Source organism: Nonomuraea sp. NPDC003201 (genome assembly GCF_053590415.1).
The window spans coordinates 25208-50502 of record NZ_JBSFTC010000055.1; the positions used below are offsets into that span (position 1 = coordinate 25208).

General features: G+C 71.4%; 23 protein-coding genes. 9 read left to right on the forward strand and 14 right to left on the reverse strand.

Going from position 1 to position 25295, the window contains the following annotated elements; genetic code table 11:
* Window positions 1-23: 23 nt before the first annotated feature.
* The 3 genes from ACWDX9_RS21330 (at window position 24) to ACWDX9_RS21340 (ending at window position 5113) form a co-directional block, all read left to right on the forward strand.
* On the forward strand, window positions 24-1223 hold the full coding sequence (locus ACWDX9_RS21330) for an MFS transporter (RefSeq protein ID WP_449956505.1): 1200 nt from the start codon (window positions 24-26) through the stop codon (window positions 1221-1223).
* 81 nt (window positions 1224-1304) lie between these two features.
* Entirely contained in the window at window positions 1305-3215 is a 1911-nt protein-coding gene (locus ACWDX9_RS21335) for a protein kinase domain-containing protein (protein ID WP_449956508.1), read from the forward strand.
* The gene (locus ACWDX9_RS21340) at window positions 3212-5113 is read left to right on the forward strand and encodes a serine/threonine protein kinase (RefSeq protein ID WP_449956511.1); all 1902 of its coding nucleotides are present in this window, start codon (window positions 3212-3214) and stop codon (window positions 5111-5113) included. Before ACWDX9_RS21335 ends, ACWDX9_RS21340 begins: the two co-directional genes overlap by 4 nt.
* On the opposite strand, the gene ACWDX9_RS21345 is transcribed toward ACWDX9_RS21340, so the two are convergent.
* The gene (locus ACWDX9_RS21345) at window positions 5114-5563 is read right to left on the reverse strand and encodes an RrF2 family transcriptional regulator (RefSeq protein WP_185071836.1); all 450 of its coding nucleotides are present in this window, start codon (window positions 5561-5563) and stop codon (window positions 5114-5116) included.
* Window positions 5564-5772: 209 nt separating this feature from the next.
* On the opposite strand from ACWDX9_RS21345, the gene ACWDX9_RS21350 reads away from it, so the two are divergent.
* From ACWDX9_RS21350 to ACWDX9_RS21360, 3 genes are all read left to right on the forward strand, one after another.
* Window positions 5773-6018: a hypothetical protein gene (locus ACWDX9_RS21350; RefSeq protein ID WP_449956515.1), complete on the forward strand. Its 246-nt coding sequence runs from the start codon at window positions 5773-5775 to the stop codon at window positions 6016-6018.
* A 41-nt stretch (window positions 6019-6059) separates the two neighbouring features.
* Window positions 6060-6284: a hypothetical protein gene (locus ACWDX9_RS21355; RefSeq protein WP_449956517.1), complete on the forward strand. Its 225-nt coding sequence runs from the start codon at window positions 6060-6062 to the stop codon at window positions 6282-6284.
* Window positions 6285-6386: 102 nt separating this feature from the next.
* Window positions 6387-7568 carry an ROK family transcriptional regulator gene (locus tag ACWDX9_RS21360; RefSeq protein ID WP_350724758.1) on the forward strand — a complete coding sequence of 394 codons (1182 nt, stop codon included), beginning with the start codon at window positions 6387-6389 and terminating at the stop codon, window positions 7566-7568.
* On the opposite strand, the gene ACWDX9_RS21365 is transcribed toward ACWDX9_RS21360, so the two are convergent.
* The 4 genes from ACWDX9_RS21365 to ACWDX9_RS21380 form a co-directional block, all read right to left on the reverse strand.
* Window positions 7565-9004, reverse strand: coding sequence for a glycoside hydrolase family 3 protein (locus ACWDX9_RS21365; protein ID WP_449956520.1), 1440 nt, complete (start codon window positions 9002-9004; stop codon window positions 7565-7567). The two genes, ACWDX9_RS21360 and ACWDX9_RS21365, sit on opposite strands and share 4 nt — an antisense overlap.
* Before the next feature lie 65 nt (window positions 9005-9069).
* On the reverse strand, window positions 9070-9924 hold the full coding sequence (locus ACWDX9_RS21370; protein WP_449956523.1) for a carbohydrate ABC transporter permease: 855 nt from the start codon (window positions 9922-9924) through the stop codon (window positions 9070-9072).
* Complete coding sequence (locus ACWDX9_RS21375; RefSeq protein ID WP_363967610.1) at window positions 9921-10928, reverse strand: carbohydrate ABC transporter permease; 1008 nt, start codon at window positions 10926-10928, stop codon at window positions 9921-9923. Before ACWDX9_RS21375 ends, ACWDX9_RS21370 begins: the two co-directional genes overlap by 4 nt.
* Before the next feature lie 5 nt (window positions 10929-10933).
* Window positions 10934-12259, reverse strand: a complete 1326-nt coding sequence (locus ACWDX9_RS21380) for an extracellular solute-binding protein (protein WP_364240177.1) — start codon at window positions 12257-12259, stop codon at window positions 10934-10936.
* 137 nt (window positions 12260-12396) lie between these two features.
* Here ACWDX9_RS21380 and ACWDX9_RS21385 point away from each other — a divergent pair, with 137 nt between their 5' ends.
* The 3 genes from ACWDX9_RS21385 to ACWDX9_RS21395 all read left to right on the forward strand — a co-directional run bounded on the left by ACWDX9_RS21385 (window position 12397) and on the right by ACWDX9_RS21395 (window position 15381).
* Window positions 12397-13545, forward strand: a complete 1149-nt coding sequence (locus ACWDX9_RS21385; protein WP_449956527.1) for an ROK family protein — start codon at window positions 12397-12399, stop codon at window positions 13543-13545.
* A 12-nt stretch (window positions 13546-13557) separates the two neighbouring features.
* On the forward strand, window positions 13558-14208 hold the full coding sequence (locus ACWDX9_RS21390) for a M15 family metallopeptidase (protein ID WP_449956530.1): 651 nt from the start codon (window positions 13558-13560) through the stop codon (window positions 14206-14208).
* 87 nt (window positions 14209-14295) lie between these two features.
* On the forward strand, window positions 14296-15381 hold the full coding sequence (locus ACWDX9_RS21395; RefSeq protein ID WP_350724771.1) for a carboxylate-amine ligase: 1086 nt from the start codon (window positions 14296-14298) through the stop codon (window positions 15379-15381).
* 9 nt (window positions 15382-15390) lie between these two features.
* Here the strand turns inward: ACWDX9_RS21395 and ACWDX9_RS21400 are convergent, their stop codons facing one another.
* The 9 genes from ACWDX9_RS21400 to ACWDX9_RS21440 all read right to left on the reverse strand — a co-directional run.
* Window positions 15391-16131 carry a sulfite exporter TauE/SafE family protein gene (locus ACWDX9_RS21400; protein ID WP_350724773.1) on the reverse strand — a complete coding sequence of 247 codons (741 nt, stop codon included), beginning with the start codon at window positions 16129-16131 and terminating at the stop codon, window positions 15391-15393.
* Window positions 16128-17882, reverse strand: a complete 1755-nt coding sequence (locus ACWDX9_RS21405) for a gamma-glutamyltransferase family protein (protein WP_449956549.1) — start codon at window positions 17880-17882, stop codon at window positions 16128-16130. The genes ACWDX9_RS21400 and ACWDX9_RS21405 overlap by 4 nt, the downstream gene beginning before the upstream one ends.
* Before the next feature lie 51 nt (window positions 17883-17933).
* Entirely contained in the window at window positions 17934-18902 is a 969-nt protein-coding gene (locus ACWDX9_RS21410) for an ABC transporter ATP-binding protein (protein ID WP_449895278.1), read from the reverse strand.
* Window positions 18899-19864 (reverse strand): ABC transporter ATP-binding protein, encoded by a 966-nt coding sequence (locus ACWDX9_RS21415; protein WP_449956533.1) that lies wholly within the window; start codon window positions 19862-19864, stop codon window positions 18899-18901. The genes ACWDX9_RS21410 and ACWDX9_RS21415 overlap by 4 nt, the downstream gene beginning before the upstream one ends.
* Window positions 19861-20688, reverse strand: a complete 828-nt coding sequence (locus tag ACWDX9_RS21420; protein WP_449956536.1) for an ABC transporter permease — start codon at window positions 20686-20688, stop codon at window positions 19861-19863. Before ACWDX9_RS21420 ends, ACWDX9_RS21415 begins: the two co-directional genes overlap by 4 nt.
* Entirely contained in the window at window positions 20681-21640 is a 960-nt protein-coding gene (locus ACWDX9_RS21425; protein WP_364240163.1) for an ABC transporter permease, read from the reverse strand. The genes ACWDX9_RS21420 and ACWDX9_RS21425 overlap by 8 nt, the downstream gene beginning before the upstream one ends.
* A complete protein-coding gene (locus tag ACWDX9_RS21430) occupies window positions 21640-23256 on the reverse strand; it encodes an ABC transporter substrate-binding protein (protein WP_449956540.1) in 1617 nt (538 codons plus the stop codon). Before ACWDX9_RS21430 ends, ACWDX9_RS21425 begins: the two co-directional genes overlap by 1 nt.
* A 90-nt stretch (window positions 23257-23346) precedes the next feature.
* Window positions 23347-24021: a GntR family transcriptional regulator gene (locus ACWDX9_RS21435; protein WP_449956543.1), complete on the reverse strand. Its 675-nt coding sequence runs from the start codon at window positions 24019-24021 to the stop codon at window positions 23347-23349.
* 430 nt (window positions 24022-24451) lie between these two features.
* Window positions 24452-25295 (reverse strand): Lhr family helicase (locus tag ACWDX9_RS21440; protein WP_449956546.1); only part of this gene is annotated, 844 nt, incomplete at its 5' end.

A 25295-nucleotide genomic window follows, 5' to 3' on the forward strand; every position in this document is an offset into this window, starting at 1 on the left:
TTACCCTTATGGAGGGGATACCCATGCCCGCGTGGCTGCTCGCCCTGGTCTTCACCACGTTCACCTTCGCCACCGACGACTACGTCATCGCGGGCGTGCTGCCCGAGGTCTCCGCCGATCTCGGGGTCAGCGTGGCGGCGGGCGGGCAGCTCGTCACCGCCTTCTCGCTGGCGTTCGCGCTGGGGGCGCCCGTGGCCTCCGTGGTGAGCGCCACCTGGTCGCGGCGTGGGCTGCTCACCTGGGCCCTGGCAGTGTTCACCGCGGCGAACTGGGCGGCGGCGTTCACGACGTCCTACGCCGTCCTCATGGGGCTGCGCGTGCTGGCGGCGCTGGCGGCGGCGGCCGTCGTGCCCGCCGTGTACGCCCTCGCCACCTCGCTGGCCCCCGAAGAGCGCCGGGGACGTTACCTGGCGCTGGTGATGGGCGGGATGACCGGCTCGCTCATGCTCGGCGTACCCGTCGGCACGTGGGTGGGCGGCGCGTTCGGCTGGCAGGCCACGTTCGGGCTGGGCGGGCTGCTGGGGCTCGTCGCGCTGGTCGCGATCAGGGCGACGCTGCCCGAGTCACCCCCGGCGGCCGCCATGCCGGTCAGGGAGCGGCTGGCGCCGCTGGCCCGGCCGCAGGTGCTGCTCGGCCTGCTCGGCGTCGTGGGGATCGTGCTGGGCAGCATGATGCTGATGACCTATCTCGCGCCGTTCCTGCGGGACCTGGCCGGGGCCGGGCCGGCGGAGCTGGGGTGGGTGTTCGCGCTGGCCGGGCTCGCCGGGCTGGCGGGCGGACAGCTCGGCGGGTGGGCCGCCGACCGGTGGGGCGCCGACCGGGCGCTGATCGTGGGCATCGCCGGGTTCACGGCGGTGATGGGCCTGTTCGCCGTCTGCTGGGCGCTGCGGCCGCTGCCGCTGCCCGCGCTCCTGCCGCTGCTGCTGGTGTGGGCGGCCGTGTCGTGGTGGATCCCGCCGCCCGCGCAGACCCGGCTGCTCGCCCTGGCCGGCCCGGCCGGGCCGCAGGCGCTGGCGCTCAACAGCAGCGCCGTCTACGTCGGGGTCTCGGGCGGGGGCGCGCTGGGCGGGCTCGTGCTGGAGAGCCACGGAAGCGGCCGGCTGCCCTTGGCCGCGGCCGTCGTCGAGCTGGCCGCCCTAGCGCTCTTCTGGGCGGCCGGCAGGGCACGCCTCCCGGCTACCGTCGAGGATCGCGCGGCGGCGCAGGGTGAGGCGGGCGGTTGATGATCGAGAACGGCTGCGTCGGGGCGGTGGGGGGATCATAATGACGGCGAGGAGTAGGCCTGGCGGAAGGCTGATCGCGGCATGCCGGAGATCACAGGTTTACGCGGGGGCGACCCCGCCGATATCGGCGGATATCGGCTGACCGGCCGCCTGGGCTCCAGCGTGTACGCCGCACGCTCCCGCTCCGGGGAACCCGTGGCCGTCAGGCTGCTGCCGGCCGAGATGGAGCCCGAGCCCTTCCTCCTCGCCATGGAACGGCAGCAGGCCGTCTCCGCGGTCACCACCGCGCAGAACCTGGCCACCGGCATGCTGGGCGAGCAGGCGTACGTCGTCAGCGAGTACGTCGAAGGGCCCGCGCTCGAAGAGGCCGGAGGCTTCCTCGGCGAGGTGGGGCTCCACCGGCTCGCCGTCGGGACCATCACGGCGCTGGTCGCGATCCATCAGGCAGGGCTCGTGCACGGCGACATCCGGCCCGGCAACGTGCTGCTCGGCCCGGACGGGCCACGGGTGATCAACGCCGGCCTCGAACAGGCGATGGCGGAGGCGGCCATCTCCACCCGCAAGGTCGCCGTTCCCGCGTACACCGCGCCCGAGCGGCTGCGGGGCGCGGGGGCCGAGCCGCCCGCGGACGTGTTCTCCTGGGCGGCCACCATGGTGTTCGCCGCGACCGGGTCGGCTCCGTTCGACGGCGGCTCCATGGCCGCGACGGTCGATCGGATCGTCCGCGACGCGCCCACGCTGCCCGGCAACCTGGGTGAGCTGCACGGCCTGATCGTGGCGTGCCTGGACAAGGACCCGGCGGGACGGCCCAGCGCCAGCGCGGTGCTGTTACGGCTGGTGGGCCAGACGATGTTCCTGACCGGGCAGGCGGAGCCGCCCGCCCCGCAGCCACCGCCCCCCGACCGGCCGAGGCGTAGGGGAAGGGGACCGGCCGCGCTGGCCGCGGCGTTCATGGCCGGGGCGCTGGTGTCCGGAGCCGGGGTGTACGTGCTGGTCCACGAACCGGCGCCGGTCAGGCAGGCGGCCGCGACCACCAGTGCCACGCCGAGCACCACGCCCACGGTCACCTCCTCGCTGACGCAGGTGCCGGTGGAGAAGGTGGAGGCGAAGGCCGCCACGGACACCAAGCTCCCGGCGGTCGGCGCGACCCTGCACGAGAACCCCAAGGACCCCGTCAGGCTGACGGCCTACCTGGAGGTCGCCGGCAAGTTCACCAGCTACGTCAGGGACAGGTCGGGCGCCTTCAAGGCCGTCGGCCTGGCCGAGGAGCCGATGGTCTCGCCCGACGGCGACTGGGTCGCGCTCAACCCGTGGCTGAAGTTCCAGAACGCGGAGATGGACCAGGTGAAGTTCACCAGGTTGTCCACCGGCGAGAGCTTCACCGTCGCCACGGTCAAGAAGCCCCTGCGGACCATGATCCCGGCCTGGTCGCGCGACGGGCGCAGGCTGCTGCTCTCGGTCGTCGACGACGGCAAGCCGCAGCGGATCGTGGGCTTCGTGCTGGTCGACGTGGCCGCCAGGAAGGCCGTACACGTCGAGACGGCCTTCACCGACAACGCCTCGCTCAACTTCACCTTCACCCCCGACGGCAGGATCGCCAAGGCCTACTTCGACGGCAAGACCAACGGGATCGACTTCTACAGCGACTCAGGTGAGGTGACCAGGTCGATGCACTGGGTGGGCCTGCCCCGTGACCGCGACTGGTACTCGCCGTCGGGCAAGCAGTTCGTCACCGTCTGCCCGGGCGGCCGCAAGGACCTGTGCGTCTGGAACGCCGCGACCGGCGTCAGGCTGAAAACGGTGCCCCGCGCCACCTCGGAGGGCAACCTGCTCGGCTGGTTCAGCGAGTCGCACCTGCTGGTGCAGGAGCCGGGCAAGAAGAAGGGCACGGCCCAGGTCAAGATCATCGATCTGGTCGGTGCCACCGTCCGCGTGCTCGCCGACGTGCTCCCGCTCAAAGCCTCGATGCAGTTCGCCGCCGCGCCGCGATGACGAAAGCGCTGAGCGCCGGTGAACCCGCCCAGGTGGGCGGGTACCGCATCGTGGGCCGGCTCGGCGAGGGCGGCCAGGGGGTGGTCTACCTCGGTGAGGCGCCCGGTGGACGGCGGGTCGCGGTCAAGATGCTGGGGGCCGGGCTGGACGACCCCGACGCGCGGACGCGCTTCCAGCAGGAGATCGGGTACGCGCGCCGGGTCAAGGCGTTCTGCACCGCCCAGGTGCTGGCCAGCGGCGAGCTGAACGGCAGCCCGTACGTGGTGAGCGAGTTCGTCGACGGGCCCTCGCTGGCGGAGGTGATCCGTGAACGCGGCGCGCTGCGCGGAGCGGAGCTGCGCAGGCTCGCCATCGGCACGCTGACCGCGCTGTCGGCCATCCACCAGGCGGGCGTGGTGCACAGGGACTTCAAGCCCGGCAACGTCTTGCTCAGCAGGGACGGGCCACGGGTGATCGACTTCGGCATCTCCAGGGCGCTGGAGGAGTCGGAGCCGGCGGGGGAGCACCTGGTGGGGACGCCGCCGTACATGGCTCCCGAGCAGTTCGGCGGGCGGGCGGCGGGGCCGGCGGCCGACATGTTCGCCTGGGCCTCGACCATGGTGGCCGCCGCGACGGGCACCCCGCCGTTCGGGGCGGGCGACGTGCCCGCGCTGATCAACCGGATCCTGTACGCCGAGCCCGACCTGGGCGGTCTCGACGAGGAGCTGCGGGACCTGGTGGCGCGGTGCCTGGTCAAGACTCCGGAGGCCCGTCCCACCGCGGCCCGGGCGCTGCTCGGCCTGCTCGGCCACCACGTGCCGGAGCAGCGGCTCCTGGCCGAAGGGCAGCAGTCGGCGGCACCGCCTCCCGGCCGAGCGCCGGGCCGCCGGTGGTGGCTCGTCGCCGGGGCCGTGACCGCCGCCGTGGCCGTGACGGCGGCCGTGCTGCTCACCCGGCCCGCCCCGCCGCCTGCCGGCACGGGCACCCCCACGCTGATCGCCGCGCCCCTGCCCGCCCCGCGCGAGGGCCGGATGGAGCTCACCTCGACGGCGAAGGTGAAGATCCCCGACACCAAGATCACGCTGTACGAGAACCCCGCCGACCCGATCTGGGTCTCGTCGTACCACGACCAGCGCGACGCCAGCGGCTACCTGTCGTACGTGCGGGACCCGTCGAACGGCACCTTCGGCTACTTCGGAGGCTTCGAGGAGCCGATCGTCTCGCCCGGCGGCGGCTACGTGGCCTCGCTCTCGGCCACCCGCTTCCGCACGCCGGACTTCGAGACCGTCCGGATACGCGACCGCGTCACCGGCCAGGACCGGCAGATCCGTACCGTCGACAAGCCCGCCACGCTGTTCCGCCCGAACTGGTCGGCCGACGGGCGCCGGTGGCTGGCCACCGTCATCGAGGATCAGGAAAAGGACCGCGTGGTGGGCTTCGCGGTCGTGGACGTTGTCGCGGGCACCGTCAAGGTTACCAAGGTCGCCGGCGGGAACGACGTCAGGTTCGGGTGGGGCGCGGACGGCAAGAGCGTGCTGTACGAGATGCCCGGCGGGGCCGTGCGGGTGCTGGATCTCGAAGGCAGGGCGTTGCGGACGTTCATGGGGGTGGGCGAGCTTTACGAAGGCGGCGTCGCCCGCACCACGCTCGGGTCAATCTTTACCACCAAATGCCCCGATATTTCGGCAAATGTCTGCTTCTGGGATGCGGAGAGCGGCGCCAAAAAAGGCGTGGCCCGGCTGCCGAAGGGCGGCGCCTACCACGGGTGGCTCGACGACGCCCACTTCCTGGCCACCACGCCGGCCGGCAAGAACACCGACGTGGTCCTCGCGGACGCCACCGGCCGCACCGTGCGCAAGCTGGCCGCCGGACCCAGGACCGAGGTCGCCCGGGTGGTGCTCTGGTTCACCCGGAAGTGATCAGTCCCAGGCGGCCGGGTCGGCGGCGAGCTGGCGGACCCGCTCGGGCAGCGCCCCGGAGGCGACCTGGTCGAGCGTGACCTCCTCCAGGATGGAACGCTCGGTGGCGCGCAACGCGATCCACACCTGCTGCAACGACTCGGCGGGCCCCCGGTAGCCGACATGCTCGGGCCGCTCGCCGCGCACGTTGGCAAGCGGGCCGTCCACAGCCCTGATCACATCGGCCAGCGAGATGTCGGTGGCGGGCCTGGCCAGCACGTAGCCACCCTCGGGCCCACGCTGCCCACGCACGAGCCCGGCACGCCGCATCTGCAACAGGATGTTCTCCAGGTATTTGGGTGGCATGTCCTGTTCCTTGGCGAGTTCGCCCACGGTAGTCGGCCCTGCACCGGCTGCGGCGAGTTCGGCGGCGGCACGGAGGGCGTAGTCGACACGAGCGGAAAGGCGCATGTTCTCGATTATCCCCCCTGGTCAACATGGTTGGTGCGCTCGTGTGCTGGTTGTGGGGGTGCAGGTTGCTCTTGACCTGCATTCGGACAACGGCCAGCGTCTCAGGGAATCTCAGGACATGTTGCCTCCCGTGGCCGACGAAGCCCCGGCCGGACGGCTCGGGGACGTTGTCGCCTGCGGACGCTTCCAGGTTCGGGAGGAGATCTGGGATGCTCTGCGGCGTGACTGACTCAGAGCACGCCTCCAAGCCCGCAGACGCGCCCGACCCCTTGAACTTTGACCCGCTGCGTGTTGGCACCATCGCCTTGTACGCGGGTGCCGGGCTGGCCGTGCTGGTCTTCATCGCCTTCTCGGGGCGGCCGCCGTGGCTGTGGATCGCGGCGGCCTTCGGCATCGCGTTGATCGGGGTGGGCTTGCGCATCGAGGCCGCGATTCGGGCTCAGTCGAAACGCTGACGGGAAAAGCGGTTCGCGCCGGGGAGAGGCAGAATCGGGTCATGGTGCGGCAGGAGATCGACTGGAGAAGGCTCAAGGTCACGAGCCGGCAGCAGATCGCGGAGTTACGCGTCGCGCGGGCCCATGAGCGGGAGATGCGCGAGGTGCGCAAATGGCAGCGGCGTTACCGGAATGTGCGCACGGCCTCGGTCCTGGTCCTCTTGACGGCGTGGGCTGTGGTGGCGGTTCTGCGTGGGGTCGGTGTACTCCCGCCGCTGCTTCCGTAGTGCGCCGCGGGCACCCGATCCGAATGCGCGCGATGGTGAGAGCGCTAAACTTCCAACAACCTTTTCGATAACAGCGGTTCTCATGAGACGGCGGAATTCAGCGTGGAGCGACGCCCTGGTGTGCCCAGACTGCTCAGGGAGATCAACGACCGGGCCGCGCTGGACCTGTTGCTCGCCACAGGCCCCATGACCCGTGGCCAGATCGGCGATCTGACCGGCCTGTCCAAGGTCACGGCCTCGCAGACGCTGGCCAGGCTGGAGGAGCGCGGCCTGGTCGAGGTGGTCGGCGCCCAGGCCGGCGGGCGGGGGCCCAACGCGGCCCTCTACTCGGTGATCCCCTCCAGCGCGTACGTGGCCGGTCTCGAGGTCGGGCCCGAGCTGATCTCCACCGCGGTGGCCGACATCCACGGCCACACGATCGCCGAGGTCACGGTCGACCCCGGCGGCCACGACGACCCCGTCTCGGTGGTCCACGGCGCGATCGTCAAGGCCTGCCGCAGCGCCAAGATCAGCCTGTCCAAGCTGCGCGGCGTCGTGATCGGCACCCCCGGCGTGGTCGATCCGCGCAGCGGCGACGTGCGCTTCTCGTTCGACCTGCCGGGCTGGCACGAGGGCATCCACGAGGCCCTGGCCGGCGACCTGCGGCGCGCGGTCACCATCGAGAACGACGTCAACCTCGCCGCCATCGCCGAGCGGGCCGACGGGGCGGCCAAGGGGCTCGACGACTTCGTCCTGCTGTGGTCCAGCCGCGGCCTGGGCCTGGCGATCATGCTCGGCGGCAAGCTGCACCGGGGCCGCTCCGGCAGCGCGGGCGAGATCGGCTACCTGCCGGTGCCCGGCGTGCCGCTGCCCGAGGACATCCGCACCGAGCCCGGGCGGCTGCCCTCGCTGGCGGGCGGCCTGCAGTCGCTGGTCAGCGCCGAGGCGGTGGCGGAGCTGGCCCAGACGTACGGGTTCGCGGCCGGCAGCGCGGGCGAGTGCGTCAAGGTCGCGATGGCGGCGGGCGCCCAGGGCGAGCCGCTGCTCGACGAGATCGCCAACCGGCTCGCCTTGGGCGTCGCCGCCGTGTGCGTGATCCTCGACCCCGGGCTGGTCGTGCTGGCCGGGGAGATCGGCCATGCCGGCGGGCCCGCGCTCACGTCCCGGGTGGAGGAGGCCGTGGCCAGGATCTGCCCGGTGCGCCCCCAGGTCGTCACCACGAAGATCACCGACGCCAACCCGGTGCTGCGCGGCGCCGTGCTGGCCGCCCTCGACCAGGCCCGCGAGGAGCTACTGGCGCCTTAGGCCGTGAGCAGTTCGATCGCGGCCTGGGCGTTGGCCCGGGCGGCCCCGTACGTGGCGATGTAGGCGGCGCTGTCGGGGCGCCACACGGGCAGCCCCATCTCGATCACCGTCGCGTCCGGACGGGCCGCCACCAGCGCGGAGACCAGTTCCTGGCTCGCCTGGTGGCGGTGCGCGTCCTTGACCACCACGACCAGGGACCGGTTCACGGCCTTGGCCAGCAGGTCAGGGACGTCGGCGGCCGCGGGCTTGACCCGGACGATCTCCGCGTCCGGCAGCCACGGGCCGACGCCCCACGGCACGTCGCCCACGGCGATCGTCGGCGGGGTGTCCACCTCGATCACCAGGGGCTCGACCAGGGGCTCCGTCGCTCCGGTCAGCCGTACGGCGCGGCGCGCGGCGTGCAGGCCGACCACGTTCTGCTCGGCGGCGACGGGTGCGGGCGCCCCGAACCAGGCCCGCAGCGCCGCCACCCGCGCCGCCGCCTCCTCCAGCCGGGAGAGCGGCAGCCGCCCCTCGCGCACCGCGGAGACGATCTCCCCGATGATGGCCTGGACGTCGTCGTAGGTCGGCAGCGGCCCGAGGCACAGCAGGTCGGCCCCGGCCGCGAGCGTCAGCACCGCGCCGCCGGCCAGGCCCACGCTCCTGGTGATCGCCCGCATGTCGAGCGCGTCGGTGATGACCACGCCGTCATAGCCGAGCTCGCCCCTGAGGAGCCCGGTGAGCGCGGCGCTGGACAGCGTGGCGGGCGTCTCGCCCGTCACCGCCGGCACCGCGACGTGCGCGGTCATCACCGACCTGGCCCCCGCGCCGACCGCCGCGCGGAACGGGGCCAGCTCCCGCTTCCGCAGCACGTCCAGGTCCACGTCCACGACGGGGATCGCCAGGTGGGAGTCCACCCGGGTGGCGCCGTGGCCGGGGAAGTGCTTGACGCAGGCGGCCACGTTCACCGACTGCAGGCCCTCCACGGCCGCCACCGTGTGCCTGGCGACCAGCTCCGGGTCGGGTCCGAAGGACCTGGTGCCGATCACCGGGTTGTCGGCCTCGGTGTTGACGTCGGCGCTGGGCGCCATGTCCAGGTTGATGCCGCACGCGGCCAGCTCCGAGCCGATCGCGCGGTAGACCCGGCGGGTCAGCTCGACGTCGTCCACCGCGCCCAGTGCCGCGTTCCCCGGGTACGGGCTGCCGACGTGGTACGCCAGCCGCGTCACGTCGCCGCCCTCCTCGTCCAGCGAGATGACGGGCTCACCGGCGCCCCGCAGCGCGGAGGTCAGGTCGCTCACCTGGCCGGGATCGGCCACGTTGAAGCCGAAGAGCGTGACGCCGCCCAGGCCCTGCTCCAGCTCGCGCAGCACCCATTCGGGCGCCACGGTGCCCTGGAAGGCGACGAGCAGCGTGCCGGCCGCGAGACGGCGCAGCCCCCGATCACTCTGACTCATAGCTCCTCATCGGATTTCAGGCCCAAAGATGGGCAGGGTCGAATAAGGCATTCGCCCTGCGGATGTCAGCCCTTCACGGCCCCGGCGACCAGGCCGGAGACCATGCGGCGTTGTACGAGAAGGAAGAAGATGACGACCGGGATGGTCATCATCGTGGAGCTGGCCATGATGGCGCCCCAGTCGGTGCCCTTCTGCCCGAAGAAGTACTGCAGGGCGACGGGCATCGTGTATTTCGTCGGGTCGTTGATCAGGTACAGCGCCATGATCAGCTCGTTCCACGCGGTGATGAACGAGAAGATGCTGGTCGCGACCAGCCCCGGGGCCACCAGCGGGAAGAGCACCTTCCAGAAGGTGGTGAACCGGCTCGCGCCGTCGATCCAGGCCGCCTCCTCCAGCGACTTGGGCACGGCGGCGACGAACGTGCGCAGCATCCAGATCCCGAACGGCAGCGTCAGCGCGACCTGCGTGACGATCAGACCGAGCAACTGGTCATAGAGGCCCAGCCGCTTGACACCGAGGAACAGCGGGATGAGCAGCGCCTCGGCCGGGATCATCTGCGCGACGAGCAGCAGGCCCAGGAACGCCGTGCGCCCCTTGAACCGGAACCGGGCCACGGCGGTGGCCGACAGCAGCGCGAAGACCGCGCCGATCAGGACCGTCCCGAGCGCGACGATGGCGCTGTTGCGCATGTAGAGCCAGATCGAGTGCCCGGCCACGCCGTCGGTGAGCACCCGCGTGACGTGCTCGAAGGTGAAGTGCGTGGGGAACGGGATGAATTCGGTGGTGAAGATCTGGTCGTTCGCCTTGAAGCCGGTGGAGACCATCCAGTAGACGGGGAAGACGGCGACCAGGAAGACCAGGACGCCTGCCGCGTTGAGCGTGGCCTTGCCCAGGCGCCTGCGGGCCTGCGGGCTCTTCACAGCTCCTCCTGCTTGAACATCTGGCGGATGTAGGCCGCGGTGACGATGAGCAGGATCACGGTCAGGACCACCGCGATGGCCGCGCCCGATCCCATCTTCGGCGGGGCCTTGAACGCCTCGGTCACCGCGTACATCGACAGGTTGTAGGCCTCCCGGTTGGTGGTGCCGGCCAGCACGTACAGCTGGGAGAAGACCTTGAAGTCCCAGATGATCGAGAGCACGGTCAGCACCGCGAACACCGGCTTGAGCAGCGGGAAGGTGATCTTCCTGAACGTGCGCCAGGCGCCGGAGCCGTCCACCTTGGCCGCCTCGTACAGCTCGGCCGGGATGCCCTTGAGGCCGGCCAGCACCGAGACCGCGATGAACGGGAAGCCCGCCCAGACGACGCAGACGATCAGCGCCATGTAGATGGACCAGGCGTCATTGAGCCACGGCTGACCGGTCCAGTCGGCCCGTCCGAACAGGGCCTTGGAGAGCCCGTCGGGCAGCAGGTTGAGCGCCCAGTTGACGATGCCGGCCTCGGCGTCGAACAGCGAGCGCCAGATCATGCCCTGCGCCACCGGCGGGACCGCCCAGGCGAACATGATGCCGATGATGACGAACAGCGACATCTTCTTGCCGAGCCGGTGCAGCAGGACGCCGACGGCGGTGCCGAGGATCAGCGTGAGCGGCACCGCGATCACCGCGAACACCAGCGTGTTGCGCAGCGAGGACCAGAAGATGTCGTTCTCGAAGACCTTGGTGAAGTTCTCGAGCCCGACCCAGGTGGCCGGCTTCTTGCCCGAGATCTGGACGAGTCCCACCTTCTGGAAGGAGATGATCACCATCTGGATCAGCGGCCACAGCAGCAGCGCGCCGATGACCAGCAGTCCCGGGATCAGCAGGACGTAGGGGATCGACCAGGCGGGCAGCCCGCTGGCCCGCGGTGGCCGGTGTGAGCGGCGCCGTCCCGGGGCGGAGGCGCGGCCTCCGCCCCGGGGGGCGAGCGTTGACGTGTTCGTCATAGGTCTCAGGAAGCGTTGAGGATGTCTTCGAGTTCCTTGTTGGCAGCGGCCAGCGCGTCATCCGCGCTCGCCTTGCCCTCGATGACCTTGCGGGCCGCGTTCTGCAGCACCGCCTTGGTCTCGTTGGCCTCCGTCCACTGCGGGTCGGCGGGGAAGGCCTTGGCCTTGGCGAAGGCCGCGGCGAACGGCGCCTGCGCCGGGTCGCTGGACAGCGCGGCGAGGGCCTCGGGGTAGACGGGGAGCAGGCCGCCGTCGGTGGCGTACTTGACGCCCCACTGCTTGTTGGAGGCCAGCTTCACGAACTCCTTGGCCGCGTCCTTCTCCTTGGCGGAGCCCCACACGGCGATGTCGTTGCCGCCGAGGAAGGACTGCGCCTCGCCGCCCGCCTTGGACGGGAGCGGGAAGAAGGCCAGCTTGTCACCCTTGAGCTTGCCCTTGCTGTCCTCCGCGATCCCCGGCAGGTCCCACGACGCGGTGAGGTACATGCCCACCTTGTTGTTGGCGAAGCGGGTGCGGATCTCGGTGGTGTTCTGGTTGAGCCGCGACTTGCCGGACAGGCCGTCGGTCACCAGGCCGGTGTACTGGGCGAAGCCCTCCTTGAAGGCCGGGTCGGTGAGCTTGCCGACCCACTTCTCGCCCTCCTTGACGGCGTAGTCGCCGCCGGCGGTCCAGGCGAGGGCGCCGAGCAGGTGGTTGGCGTCGGAGCCGCCGTTGAAGGCGAAGCCGTCCACGTCCTTGCCCTTCTTGGCCTGGATCTTCTTGGCGGCCGCCACGAGCTCGTCCCAGGTTTTGGGGATCTCGATCTTGAGCTCCTTGAACCAGTCGGCGCGGTAGAGCACCGCCCGGCTGCCGCCGCCCCACGGCACGGCGTACGTCTCGCCGTCGATGGTCTCCAGCCCCATGAGGTTCTTGGGGATCTGGGCCTGGTCGCCGCCCGCCACGATGTCGGTGATCGGCTCCAGGGCCTCCTGGCTCTGCCACAGCGGCACCTGGTCGTTGCCGATCTCCGTCACGTCAGGGCCGGTGCCGCCGGCGGCCGCGGCCGTGAACTTGTCGTTGACCTGCGGCCAAGGGATCCACTCGACGTTCACCTTGGCGCCGGTCTCCTTCTCGAACTCGGCGACCAGCTCGTCGGTGTACTTCTGCGCGGCGGGGTTGGTGTCCCCGAGGCGCCAGAACGTCAGCGTCTTGCCGGCGTACTTGGGGCCGCTGCTGGCAGGTGCGGCGGCGCTTGGTGAGGACGAGGGGGTCTCGCTCGAGCCACAGGCGGCCAGACCCAGGGCCAGCGCGGCCGTGCTGACCGTAGCGGCTGTGATCTTCGCGATCCTCACAGGGTTCTCCCTTCCCGGGTGCCGGCCTACGGTCCGCACCAGGCTGATCGTCAAATGTCGAACAACGCTGCTAAACTAACAAGAAACTTTCTTAAAAGAAACGCCCGTTAGCCATTCGTGACGAGAGGGGTGCGGTAATGAGTCGAAGCCCGGGAGTCCCCCGGCTGCTACGCAGGTTGAACGATCGCGCGGCACTCGAACTCCTCCTGATGGACGGCCCGCTCACCCGGGCCGAGCTGGGGGAAAGGACCGGGCTCTCCAAGGTAACCGCAGGTCAGCTGCTCGCTCGCCTGGAGGAGCGGGGGCTGGTCGAGGTCGCGGGGGAGCGCGCAGGGGGCAGGGGGCCGCACGCCGCCCTGTATGCCGTCGTTCCCTCCAGCGCGTACGTCGCCGGCCTCGAGGTCCTGCCCGACAGCCTCAAGGTCGCTGTGGCGGACATCACAGGCAGGGTGGTCGTGGAGATCACGCTCAACCCGTCCGACGGCCGCGACCCGGTCAAGGCGGTCCACGAGGCGGTGCAGCGCGCCTGCGACACGGCGAACGTCAGCCTGTCGCGGCTGCGCGCGTTCGTCATCGGCACCAGGGGGGTGGTCGATCCGATCACGGGCGACGTGCGCTGGTCGTACGACCTGCCGGAATGGCACGTCGGCGTGCTGGCCAGCCTGCGCGAGACGCTCGGCGCGTCCGTCACCATCGAGAACGACGTCAACCTGGTCGCGCTCGCCGAGCACAAGCACGGCGCGGCCGTCGGCCACGACGACTTCGTGGTGATCTGGGCCGGCGTCGGCCAGGGACTCGGCGTCATGCTGGGGGGCAGGCTGCACCGGGGCATCAGCGGGGGAGCGGGCGAGATCGGCTGGCTGCCGGTCCCCGGCGAGCCGCTGCCGACGGACGTCTCGGAGCCGCAGTCGGGCTCGTTCCAGCGCCTGGTGGGCCACGACGCGCTGCGCGGCCTGGCCGACCGGCACGGCGTGACCGGCAGGACGGTGCCCGACCTGGTCCGCGGTGGCGACGAGGGCTACCTGGACGAGGTGGCGGGACGGCTGGCCGTGGGCGCGGCGGCGGTGACCGTCGTGCTCGATCCCGGGCTGATCGTGCTCAGCGGCGACATCGGCCGGGCCGGCGGCGCGCGGCTGGCCGCCAAGGTGCAGGAGGCGGTGGCCCGCGTCTGCCCCAGCCGGCCGACCGTGGTGACGACCCAGGTCGCGGGCAACCCCGTGCTGCGCGGGGCGCTGGTGGCCGCTCTGGAGCAGGCCCGGGAGCAGGTCTTCTCCGATACTGTGTGAGAATTTCTGCTCATGTGGCTGTCCCCCAACGATGTCGTGCTCATCTCCGACCCCAGGGTGACCGCGCTTCCCGTGCGCGAGTGCGGCGAGCCGCTGGCCGACGTGCGCGGGCGGCTGCGCGTCGACACGCGGCTGGCCGACGACGAGGGCGCGTACGCGCACCTGCGCTCCGGCCTGCTCGACCGGCTGGAGCGGGCCGAGCGTTCGCTGCCCGAGGGGTTCCACCTGCTGATCGTCGAGGGCTACCGGCCCATCGCCACCCAGCGGCGGATCTTCGAGACGTACCGGGCAGAACTCCACACCACATTCCCCGAAATTTCCCCCGACGAGTCATATATCGCGGCGAGTCGGTACGTGTCCCCGGTCGAGGTCGCCCCCCACACCGCCGGCGCCGCCGTGGACCTGACCCTGTGCGACCCCGACGGCGTCGAGTACGACATGGGCACCCAGGTCAACGACAACCCGGAGCAGAGCGACGGCGCCTGCTATACGGCCGCCCCCAATATCTCCGACGACGCGCGCGCCCACCGCAAGCTCCTCGCCGCCGCTCTGGAGCCCACCGGCCTGGTCAACTACCCCACCGAGTGGTGGCACTGGTCGTACGGCGACCGTTATTGGGCCATGTCCACGGGATTTGCCCACGCCCTCTACGGGCCCATCTGAGCAATCGTTTGCTCCTGGGGTTTTCCCCTGGGCGTGCGCCGGGCACAACCTTCAGTCGGAGGTTTGGACTCCCAGCGAGGTGTGGGTATGGTTCCGTTGATCGGGATCGAAGAGGAATATCTCGTAGTCGATCCCCGCACCCGCCACGTGGCTCCCCGAGCGGCCGATGTCCTGGCCGCGGCGACGGATGTGCTCGACGTGGTGCAAGAAATCACGCGTTTCCAGGTGGAGGCTCGCACGCCGCCCTCCGCCGACCTCAGCGAGCTCGGCTCGCAACTGCGTTCCGCGCGGCAGGAGGTGGCGTTCGCCGCCCGTTCGTGCGGACTGGCCGTCGTCGCGAGCGGCATCCCCGTGCTGGGGAACGTCATGCCGCCGCCGCTCGCCGACGACGATCGCTATCACCAAGGGAGGACGCTCTATCGCGCACTTCATGACGAGATCAGCATCTGCGCCCTGCACGTGCACGTGGACGTGCCCGATGAAGAGCACGCCGTCTACGTCGGCAACCACCTGCGTCCCTGGCTGCCCACGCTGATCGCGCTGGCCGCCAACTCGCCGTTCTTCGTGGGCCGCGACACCGGTTACGCGTCCTGGCGGGTGATCAGCTGGGGCCGCTGGCCGGTGTCCGGCGCGCCGCCGTACTTCCCGTCGTTCGGCGACTACGAGCTGGCGGTGCGCGCGCTCACGGACTCGGGCGTGCTGCTCGACGCCAAGACGGTCTACTGGGACGCCCGGCCGTCGTCCCGGCTGCCCACGGTCGAGATCAGGGTGGCCGACGTGCCGCTCGACGTGAGCGACAGTCTCACCCTGATCGGGCTCATCCGCGCGCTGGTGGTGACCGCGCTGGCCGCGGTGGAGCGGGGTGACCGTGGGCTGCCGATCCCGGCGGAGGTGCTGCGCGCCGCCTACTGGCGCGCGGCCCGCTACGGGCTGACGGGCGACAGCATGGACGTGCGGCACGGCGCCCTCGTGCCCGCGCCGGTGATGGCGGGCCGCCTCCTGGAGCACGTACGCCCGGCGCTGGCGGAGGCCGGCGACCTGACGTTCGTCCAGGAGGGGCTGGACCGGTTGCTGCGCAAGGGCTCGGGAGCCATGCGCCAGCGCCGGGTGCACGCCAGGGGCCACGACCTGGCCGACGTGGTGGACGACCTCATCGAGGCCACCGTCGCGTAGCGATACCGCCTAACGCAAGGCAAGCGCCACGGCCACACCCAGGCCGAACGCGACAACGACGCCGCGCAGGACCTTGGCCGACATGAGTTTGGCCAGACGCGTGCCCAGGAACCCGCCGACCAGGCTGGCCGGCGCGATCACCGCCACGGCCTGCCACTGCACGGGACCGAACAGGGAGAACGCCACGACCGACACCGTGCTGATCACCAGCGCGAGCGTGGCCCGCACGGCGTTCACCCGATGCAGGTTGTCGTGCAGGAACATGCCGAGCACCGTCAGGAGCAGTACTCCCATTCCACCGTTGAAGTAGGCGCCGTAACAGCCGCCCAGGAAGACCCCGGCGTACACGAGCTTGCTGGGCGGCCCGTCGGCCTCACCGCCGAAGAGCCTGCGCAGCCACGGCTGGGCCAGCAGCGCCAGGCTGGCGAAGGCCACCAGCCACGGCACCAGCGACTCGAACAGCCGGCCGGGCGTGAGCAGCAGCAACGCGCTGCCCACGCCCGCGCCCAGCACGGTCGTGATCGACAGCGCCGCCGCCCGGCGCCGCTGGCCGCGCAGCTCGGCCCGGTAGCCGAGCACGCCGCCCAGGTAGCCGGGCCACAGCGCCACCGCGTTGGTCACGGACGCGGTCAGGCTCGGATAACCCAGCGCCAGCAGCGCGGGGAACGAGATGAGTGTCCCGCCGCCCGCCAGCGCGTTCACCACACCGGCCAGCAGACCGGCGCCCAGCATGAACAGGAGATCCGTCATCGGCCGACTGCGTAGCCCTGGGCGCCGCGCGGGTTGGCGGCGGCCTTGAGGAACTCGCCGTCACGGGCGACGGCGCTGAGCCTGCCGAGCGTCCACGAGCCCTGCACCTCGACCTCGTGCCCGCGCCGCCGCAGCTCCGCCGACACACCCGCGTCCACCCGGTCCTCGACGTGCAGCACGCCAGGACGGGAGCCGCGCGGGAAGAACGAGCTGGGGAAGTGCTCGGAGTGGAACATGGGGGCGTCGATGGCCTCCTGCAGGTTCAGCCCGCCGTGGACGACCGCGAGGAAGAAGTTCAGGCTCCACTGGTCCTGCTGGTCGCCGCCGGGGGTGCCGAACGCCAGCCACGGCCTGCCGTCCCTGAGCGCGAACGACGGCGTCAGCGTGGTGCGCGGACGCGTGCCGGGACGCAGCGAGGCGGGCAGCCCGTCCTGCAGCCAGAACATCTGAGCCCTGGTGCCCAGGCAGAAGCCCAGCTCGGGGATGGTGGGGGAGCTCTGCAGCCAGCCGCCGCTGGGGGTGGCCGAGACCATGTTGCCGTAGCGGTCCACGACGTCGAGGTGGCAGGTGTCACCCTTCACCGTGCCGTCGCGGGCCACGGTCGGCTCGCCGACGCCCTGCGGGGAGCGTGCGCCGGAGATGCCGGGGGCGTCGCTCGCCGTGCCGGGCGCGGGGTAGTCGGGCAGCCTGGGGGCGCGGCCGCCCGGGGCGCCGGGCCGCAGCTCGAAGCTGGCCCGCGCGCCTATGAGCTTGCGCCGCTCGGCGTTGTAGGCCTCGCTGAGCAGGTCGGACACGGGGACGTCGGTGTCGCCGTACCAGGCCTCGCGGTCGGCGAAGGCGAGCTTGGCGGCCTCCGTCACCGTGTGCACGTAGTCGGCGCCGAGGAGCTCCATCCCGTCCAGGTCGAAGCCCTGAAGGAGCGCGAGCTGCTGCAGGAACACCGGCCCCTGCCCCCACGGCCGCGTCTTGTAGACGGTGTGGCCGCGGTAGTCGAAGGCGAGCGGCTCCTCGACCGAGGCCGACCACCGGGCCAGGTCGTCGCCGGTGAGCAGCCCGCCGTGCGCCTCGCCGCTGCTGTCCCGCCAGGCCGTCTTGGCGCAGAACTCGGCGATCGCCTCGGCCACGAACCCCTCGTACCAGGCGCGGCGGGCGGCGGCGAGCTGTCCCTCGCGGGTGCTCGACGCGGCCTCGGCCTCGGCGACCACCCGCCGGTAGGTGGCCGCCAGCACCGGGTTGGCCAGCTTCGACCCGGCCGCCGGGATCCGGCCGCCGGGCAGCCAGGTCGCCGCCGACGTGGGCCAGTCGTCGTTGAACAGTCCTTCGACCGACTCGATCGTGGCCGCGATGCGCTCCAGCACCGGCACCCCGTGCTCGGCGTAGTGGATCGCGGGGGCCAGCACGTCGGCCAGCGACCAGGTGCCCCAGCGCTCCAGCATGAGCATCCAGCCGCCGAACGCCCCCGGCACGGTGGCCGCCAGCAGCCCCGTGCCGGGCACGATGTCCAGGCCCAGCCCGGTGTAGCGCTCAATGGTGGCCGCGGCCGGCGCGACGCCCTGCCCGCACACCACGGACACCTTCTGCTCGTCCTCGCTCCACAGCAGGATCGGCACCTCGCCGCCGGGGCCGTTCAGGTGCGGCTCGGCGACCTGGAGCACGAACCCGGCGGCCACCGCCGCGTCGAAGGCGTTGCCGCCGCGTTCCAGCACGCCCATGCCGGTGGCCGAGGCCAGCCAGTGCGTGCTGGCGACCATGCCGAAGTCGCCCGTCAGCTCGGGCCTGGTGGTGAACAAGATCTCTCCTTCTTACAGATTGGCGGCCGCGTCGGGAACGCGGTCCACCGTGACAAGATGACACGCGGCCGGATGGCCGTTGCCGCGAGGATCCCGGAGCAGCGGCTCCTCGGTACGGCAGGCGTCGTACGCCAGCGGGCACCGCGTGTGGAACCGGCACCCGGACGGCGGGTCGACCGGGCTGGGGACGTCCCCGCCGAGCACGATCCTGCGCCGCTCCCGCTGCCGGACCGGATCGGGCACCGGCGCCGCCGACAACAGGGCCTGCGTGTACGGGTGCCGCGGCGCGGCGAAGATCTCGGCCGTCGGGCCGGATTCGACGATCTTGCCCAGGTACATGACGGCGATCCGGTCGGCGAGAAACTCCACCACCGACAGGTCGTGCGTGATGAACAGGCACGAGAACCCCATGTCCCGCTGCAGGTCCGTGATCAGGTTGAGCACCGACGCCTGCACCGACACGTCCAGCGCCGACACCGGCTCGTCCGCCACGACCAGCTTGGGCTCCAGGATCAGCGCCCTGGCCAGCCCGACCCGCTGCCGCTGCCCGCCGGACAGCTCGTGCGGGAACCGGGAACGCATCTCCTGCCGCAGCCCCACCTTCTCCAGCATGGCGGACACGCGTCCGGAGACCTCACGCCGGTCGGCCACCTTGTGCCGCAGCAGCGGCTCGGCGACGATCTGCCCGATCGTGAAGCGCGGGTTGAGCGATGAGTAGGGGTCCTGGAAGACCATGTGGACGTCCCTGCGCAGCGGGCGCATGGCCCGGCGCGACAGGTGGGTGATGTCGCGGCCGTCCAGCTCGATGGCCCCCGAGGTGGGCTCGGTCAGGCGCAGCACGCACTTTCCGACCGTGGATTTGCCGCTGCCCGACTCGCCGACCAGGCCGAGCACCTCGCCCTGGGCGAGCTCCAGCGACAGGCCGTCCACGGCGCGTACCTGGCCGTAGTGCTTGACCAGGTTGTCGATCCGCAGGATCACTGCTTGCCTCCCGGGTGGAAACAGGCCGCCAGATGGCCGTCCGCGTGCCGTTCGAGCGGGGGTCTGGCCGCGCGGCAGTCGCCCTGGGCGCGCGGGCAGCGGGCCTGGAACGCGCACTCGTCGGGATCCGACAGCGGCGAGGGCACCATGCCGGGGATCTCGGCCAGGCGGCCGCCGACCGCCGCGGACGGGAGCGCGTTCATCAGGCCCAGCGTGTACGGGTGCCGCGGGTTCGCGAACAACTCGGCCACCGGGGCCTGCTCGACGGCGCGGCCGGCGTACATGACCACGGCCCGGTCGGCGATGTCGGCCACCACGCCCAGGTCGTGCGTGATGAGGATGATCGCCGTGCCGAGCCGGTCGCGCAGGTCGCGGAAGACGTCCAGCACGCCCGCCTGGATCGTCACGTCGAGCGCCGTGGTGGGCTCGTCGGCGATCAGGACCCGGGGCGAGCAGGCCACCGCGATCGCGATCATCACGCGCTGGCGCATGCCGCCGGAGAGCTGGTGCGGGTACTCCTTCATGCGGCGCTGCGGCGCCGGGATGCCGACCAGCTCCAGCAGCTCGACGGCGCGGGTCCTGGCGGCCTGGCGCGAGAGGCGCTCGTGCCTGCGCAGCACCTCGGTGATCTGGTATCCGACGCTGAACGACGGGTTCAGCGAGGTCATCGGCTCCTGGAAGACGACCGAGACCTCCTTGCCGCGTACGTGCCGCAGGTCCGCCTCGGGGAGCGTGGTGAGCTCGCGCCCGTCCAGCCTGACCGAGCCGGACAGCCGGGTCGTCTCGGGCGGCAGCAGCCTGGGCACCGACATCGCGGTGACCGACTTGCCGCAGCCGGACTCGCCGCACAGCGCCAGGATCTCGCCTTCGTCCAGCGTGAGCGAGATGTCCCTGACCGCCTGCACCAGGCCGTCCTCGGTGTCGAAGCCGACCCTCAGGTCGGTGATCTCCAGCAGGCTCATCGGCCGCTCCTCGGGTCCAGAACGTCCCGCAGCCCGTCGCCCAGCAGGTTGAAGCCGAGCGTGGCCAGCGCGATCATGATCCCGGGCCAGACGGCCAGCCAGGGCGCGTCGCTCAGATACTGCTGCGCGGTCGTCAGCATCACGCCCCACGAAGGCGTGGGCGGCTGCACGCCCAGCCCCAGGAACGACAGCGTGGCCTCGCCGATGATCGCCCCCGGGATCGCCACGGTGGCCTGCACGATGAGCGGGTTGAGGCAGTTCGGGAGCACATAACGGAAGATGAGGTGCCCGTCGCCCGCGCCGTCGGCGACGGCCGCGGCCACGTAGTCCATCTCCCTGACCGCCAGCACCTCGCCACGGGTGATCCTGATGACGGCGGGCAGCTGGGAGAAGCCCAGCGCGAACACCACGCCCTTCAGTGAGGGCCCGATGATCGCCGCCAGGCCCACCGCGAACACCAGGAACGGGAACGCCAGCGTCACGTCCACCAGCCGCATCACGATCGGGTCGAGCCAGCGCCGGTAGAACCCGGCGACCAGGCCGATCGGGATGCCCACGGCCATCGCCAGCAGCGTGGAGAGCACGCCGGCCTGCAACGACACCTGCGCGCCGTGCGCGATCCTGGCGAACGCGTCGCGGCCCAGGTCGTCGGTGCCCATCGGGTGCGCGCCCGACGGGGGCGCGAGGGTGGCCAGGTAGTCCTGCGCGGTGGGGTCGCCGGTCACCAGCGGCCCGATCAGCGCCAGCAGCACGAACGCGACCACCAGCACCAGCCCGGCCATCGGCATCGGGCGCCGCTTGAAACGCCGCCACAGCCTAGTCATTCGCGCCCCCCGACAGCCTGATCCGGGGGTTGAGGAACGCGTACACGATGTCGACCAGCAGGTTGACCAGCACGTACCCGATGACCGTGATCAGCACGACGGCCTGGATGACGGGGTAGTTCCTGGTCAGCACCGCGTCCACGGTCAGCTTGCCGAACCCGGGGATCACGAAGATCTGCTCGGTCACCACCGCGCCGCTGATCAGCGCGCCGAGTTGGAGGCCGAGCACCGTGACCACGGTCGTCAGGCTGTTGCGCAGCGCGTGCGCGCCCACGACCTTGACCTCGGACAGGCCCTTCGACCTGGCGGTCCGGACGTAGTCGGCCGAGAGCGCGCCGAGCATGGCCGAGCGGGTCTGCCGCATGAGGATGGCGGCGAAGCCGGTGCCGAGCACGAGGGCGGGCAGGATCATGCGCTGGAGGTTCTGGCCGGGGTCCTGGGTGAAGGGGACGTACCCGGAGGCGGGCAGGACCCGCCAGGTGACCGCGAACAGCAGGATGCCGAGTAGGCCGAGCCAGAAGTGCGGCACCGACAGCCCGGCCAGGCCGAACCCGGTGGCCAGGTAGTCGGCGAGCCGGCCGCGCCGGACGGCCGCGACGATGCCCGCGCCCACCCCGACGACGATCGCGACCAGCATGGCCAGGGCCGACAGCTCCAGCGTCACCGGCAGCCGCTCGGCGATGATGTCGATCACCGGGAGCTGGTCCTGTGTGGAGCGGCCGAGATTGCCGGTCAGGGTCTGGCCGACGTAGTCGAGGTACTGGGCGGGCAACGGCTTGTCCAGGCCGAACTCGTGCCGGATGGCCTCGATCACGGCGGGCGAGGCCTCCTCGCCCGCCATGACCGTGGCCGGGTCCCCGGGCAGCGCCCTGATCCCGAGGAAGATCAGGACGCTGGCCAGGAACAGCACGATCACGGCCGATCCGCAGCGCCGGAGGATGAACCAGAGCATTACGCGGTGAACCCGGCGGTGACGAAGCGCGGCAGGCCGTCCTTGAAGTACTGGACGCCGGCCACGTTCTTGCTCATGCCCAGGTAGTACTTGTTGTGGTACAGGTACAGGACGCCTCTCACCTCGGCGGCCTTCTTCAGGGCACCCGCGTAGAGCTCGGCCCGCTTGACCGGGTCCGACTCGGCGGCGGCCTGCTTGATCGGGTCGTCGATGCCCGGGTCGGACATGCCGCTGTAGTTGTTGCTGCCGCGGCTGGTGATGAGGTTCGTGAGGTTGCCGTCCGGGTCGACGCGGCCCGACCAGCCGTTCAGCAGGACGTCGAACTTGCCGGACTTGCCCTGCTCAAGCGTGCTGACGAACTCGGCGGTCTGCACGTTCACGTTGAAGCCCGCCTCCTTGGTCATCTGCTGGATGACCTGCGCCAGGCGCACGTTGGTGGCGTCGTTCGGGCTGGTGAGCGTGACCGGGACCGGCGTCTGCACGCCGGACGCCTGCACCAGCTGCTTGGCCTTGGCCAGGTCGCGTGCCGGGCACTGCAGGTCCTTGGCGCGGTACGGGCTGTCCACCGGCACGGGGAAGCAGTCCACCTCGTGCAAACCGTTGTAGACGGTCTTGTTGATCACGTCGCGATCGAGGGCCAGCTCGAACGCCTCGCGCAGCTGCGGGCTCTTGGCCAGCGCCGTGTTCACCGTGCCGGGCTTCTCGGTGGAGCCGCCGGCGTTGCCGGTGTTGATCGTGATGCCGTAGTAGCCGAGGCCGCCGCCGGACACGACCTTGAGGTTGGGGTCGCTCTGCACGCCCTTGACCGTGGTGGTGGCGAGGTTGTCGCCCACCTGGACGTCGCCGGACTTCAGGTTCGCGGCCCGTACGTTCGGGTCCACGATGATTTTGTATACGAGCTTGTCGAGCTTGACCTTGGCCGCGTCGTAGTAGTCGGGGGCCTTCTCCAGCATGATCTGGCTGCCGGACGTACGGCTGGCGAACTTGAACGGCCCGACGCAGACCGGGCTCGCCCCGAAGTTGTCGTTGCCCGCGTCCAGGGCCTTGGGCGACATGATCATGCCGGCGCGGTCGGCGAGCTGCGCGGTCAGCGGCGTGAACGCCTGCGTCAGCGTGAGCTTGACCGTCGTGGGGTCGACCACGGTCACCTTGGACACCGCCGCCAGGTCGGCCTGGCGCGCGGACTTCTCCCAGGTGCGGTGCCGGTCCAGCGACTTCTTGACCGCCTCGGCGTCGAACGCCGTGCCGTCGTTGAACTTCACGCCCTCGCGCAGCTTGATCGTCACCTCCTTGCCGTCACCGGAGACCTCGGGCAAGGCGCCGGCCAGCTGCGGGACCAGGCTCGACTGCGCGTCGATGTCGAAGAGCTTCTCGCACATGTTCGCGAACACCTCGCGACCCACCAGCGTGGTCGAGATGCTCGGGTCGAGCGCGTCGGGGTCGGCGCTGAGCGCCACGTTGAGCGTGCCGCCCGCCTTGACCGGCCGGTTGTCGGCCGAGGCGTCGGCTATGGAGGGAGGGGCTGCGGGGGTGCCGCTCGATCCGCCTCCGCCGCAAGCTGTCAGGGCAAGGGGGAGAACGGCGAGCGCCGCGACGAGCCTGGGGGACGGTCTCATGGGGCCTCCGTTGAAAGGTTTAGGAGACTGTATACAAGACCTCACATTTCACTGGTGTTTCCTGACCCTGTGTTGTTATCTGAGTGTTTTCTAATCGTTCGGGGGATTTGCCCTGCGGATCGCCGCCAGGAACGACCGCCTGGCCGCGGCCACGTGCGCGATGGCCCTGGCCTGCGCCTCGTCCTCGTCGCCCGCCGCGATGGCCTCGCACAGGCTCAGGTGCTCGGTCCAGGAGTGCGGCCCGCGGGCGGCGGCGGTCTGGCTGAAGACCCACTGCGCCCGCAGGAGCATGGGCTTCATCATCAGACTCAGGTACGAGTTGCCCGCCGCCTCGCCGACGGCCAGGTGGAAGGCCGTGTTGAGATCGGCCACCTCCTCCAGGCGCTCGTTCTCCACGGCCTCCTTGGCCTGCTCCAGCACCTGCCGCAGCCGCTCGGCGGACTCGGGGGTGCGCTTGCGCGCGGCCAGCCGCGCCGCCAGGCCCTCGACCGCCATGCGCACGTCGAAGAGCTCCTCACCCTCCGCCGCCGACAGTCGCGCGACGCTGGCGCCGAACCGGGGCACGACCTCGACGAACCCCTCGGCGGCCAGCACCCGGATGGACTCGCGCACGGGGTTGCGCGACACGCCGAGCAGCGCGGCCAGCCGGTCCTCGACCAGCCGCTCACCTTGGGCGAGCTCGCCGGAGAGTATGCGTCGCCGCAGCTCCTTGGTGACCTCGTCGCGCAAGGTCGGATGGGCCGCGCCCAGCGTCAAATCAGCCATGAGGCGACAATCGTATACAGCCCGCCCACCTCCCCACCCATCACGCCCCCACCCCCCCAACCCAACCCCCGCCCCCACACCCCCTCGCCCCGGCCCTCGACCTCCGCACCTCCGGCTCCCACACCGCCAGCTTCGGCCCCGGCCCTGCCCGGTCGCTTCCGGCCCTCGACCTCCGCGCCTCCGTCTTCCACACCGCCAGCTTCGGCCCCGGCCCTACCCTGTCGCCTCCGCGCCTCGGAACCCCGCCACCCCTCCGGCTCCCGCACCGCCGGCCACATTGCGGCCCCGGCCTTGCCCTGCCGCCTCCGCGCCTCGGGACCCCGCGCCTCGGGACCCCGCGACCCTCCGCGCATCCGGCTCCCGCGCTCTCGGCCCTCGCGCCCTGCGGTCGTCGCGTCGCAGGAGCTCAGGAGCTCAGGAGCTCAGGAGCTCAGGAGCGTAGGCGCAGCCCGCGGGGGGTGGGGTGGAAGCCGGCCGCCTCCAGGGCCGCCGCCAGCGGCGACTCGACGATGGCCGTGCCGTCGGCCCGTTCCACGGTCAGCTTCCCGAGCGCCCCGTCCCGCACAGCCAGCGCGAGGGCGTCGACGGCGGGCTGCAGCCGGTCGTCGTCGGCGAACGACAGCAGCGTCTTGCCACCCCGTTCGACGTAGAGCACCAGGTGCCCGTCCACGAGCACGACCAGCGAACCGGCCTTCCGGCCAGGCTTGTGCCCGAGTTCGCCAGGGTGCTGCGGCCAGGGGAGCGCGGCGCCGTACGGGCTGGCCGGGTCGGCGGCGGCCAGCACCACGGCCCTCCGCCCGCCCCCAGAGCCGGACCCCAAACCCCCAGCCCCTGAACCGGGCCTAAAACTCCCAGCCCCGGAGCCGATCCCCGGACCGCCGGCCCCGGACCCCCAACCCCCAGCCCCGGACCCGGACCCAAAACTCCCAACCCCGGAGCCGGACCCTAGACCGCCGCCCCCTGGGGAGAGCTCTGGACCGCCGGACGGGGCGAGGCCGGGCGCCATGGCGCGCATCCGGTCGACCGCTCCCGGCAGGGCGAACTGCGCGCCCCCGAGGCCCTCGACGAAGTAGCCCCGGCGGCACCGTCCGCTCTCCTCGTACGCCCGCAAGACCTGATATACGGGCGTAAATCCCCCAGGAAGCCGTTCCGACGTCACCGCGCCCCGGGTCACCACGCCGTGCCGTTCCAGCAGCACCTCGGCCTGAGCGTGCGCCCGCTGGGTGGTGTCGGCGGCGGGCGCGGGCAGCAGCCACCACCGGCCGCCCACCGTG